Raw genomic sequence first — 1,576 nt, 5'->3', positions numbered from 1 at the left:
CCCATAAGGAATCGCTGTGCCTTTCGATAAACTGGGGTAATCATAAACATTTACCGAATTGCCTCACCAAAAAAGTACTCAAAACAGTATCGTTGCCTCAACTAAAAAAGTACTTGAAACAAGTTTGGTTTTTGGTTGTCTCTTAAAGACAGTTATGAGCCTAAAGAAGGGAGACAACCATGTCACTGACCATGAAGGAGAAAAAAGCGCTCACCAGGGAAACCAGAGATAGATATAGGAAGGCTAGCAAGAAGCAAAGGGGAGAGATCCTGGAGAGGTTTACTTGGCTCACCAAGTACAACCGCTCCTATGCCGCCAGGATATTGAGGCAAAAGCGAGTCCTGGGGGAGGAGAAAAAGAAAGTCAAAAGGAAAAGAAAAAAGAAATATGGGGAGGAGGTCTTGCTTCCCCTAAGGAAGATCTGGGCCATCTGTGATGGCATCTGTGGCAAAAGGCTGGCCCCTTTCCTTCCGGAGATCATACCCATCTTAGAGAGCTTTGGGGAGCTAAAGATCACGGAGGAGGTCAGGGAAAAGCTCCTGAGCCTTAGTGCTGCTACCATTGACCGACTGCTGGCCCCTCTAAGGAAGCAGTATCAGCTCAAGGGGAGATGCACCACCAAACCCGGCAGCCTTTTGAAAAACCAGATACCCATAAGAACTTTTGCCGACTGGGAGGAGAGGCGACCTGGCTTTGTGGAGGCGGATTTGGTCTCCCACGATGGGGGTGAGCCCAGAGGAGATTTCATCCAGAGCCTGGATGTGGTGGACGTATGTAGCAGCTGGACCGAAACCAGAGCTGTTAAGAACAAAGCCCGAAAATGGGTCTTGGAGGCCCTCAAGGATATCAAAGCCAAACTTCCCTTTAAGCTTCTGGGCCTGAATTGCGACAATGGAGGGGAGTTCATCAATGCTCATCTTTTGGCCTTTTGTGAAGAAAACCAGATCACCTTCACCCGCTCCAGACCCTACCGCAAGAATGACAGTTGCTTTGTGGAGCAAAAGAACTACTCGGTAGTCAGAAGAGCGGTGGGCTACCAAAGATACGACACAGAAGAAGAGCTAGAGACCTTAAACGAGCTCTACCGAATTTTAAGGCTCTATACTAACTTCTTTCAGCCAGTGAGGAAGCTAAAGGAAAAGATAAGAATAGGCAGTAAGGTCAAAAAGAGCTATGATCAGGCCCAAACCCCCTATCAGAGGGTCCTGGCCTCACCCTTTGTCTCTTCCCCGGCCAAGGAAAAACTCAAGGAAGAGTATGCTAAACTAAATCCAGCTGAGCTAAAAAGAGAGATTACCCGGCTCCAAGACAAACTATTAAAACTGGCCCACTTAAAAGCTGAACTACGAAGAAAGAGGGAGGATGAAACAACCAAAGATTTCGAGGACATTTTTGATGAGTCAACCAGGGATAGTTGGGACTACGTTCTGACCTAAGGCCAACAGGTTTGCTCCTATGACTCCCAAGTTAAGAGAAATTTCTTAGATCTAAATTTAAGGATAGCTATGCTATAGTTAACTTGGTTCTTCCGGTTTTAGCATGGGTATCTACCCATAGATAGCGATTTATGATATAA

The 1,576-nt window shown here is 46.4% G+C and carries 1 protein-coding gene; it reads left to right on the top strand.

Annotation, left to right across the window (positions count from 1 at the left end):
• Positions 1–191 precede the first annotated feature (191 nt).
• Complete coding sequence (locus HW443_RS11120) at positions 192–1,436, top strand: integrase catalytic domain-containing protein (RefSeq protein ID WP_246273404.1); 1,245 nt, start codon at positions 192–194, stop codon at positions 1,434–1,436.
• Positions 1,437–1,576 lie beyond the last annotated feature (140 nt).

Source organism: Candidatus Hakubella thermalkaliphila, assembly GCF_013281975.1.
GTDB classification, from domain to species: domain Bacteria; phylum Actinomycetota; class Humimicrobiia; order Hakubellales; family Hakubellaceae; genus Hakubella; species Hakubella thermalkaliphila.
Note: the sequence above shows the minus strand (reverse complement) of the source record. Positions and strands in the feature narration are given on the sequence as shown.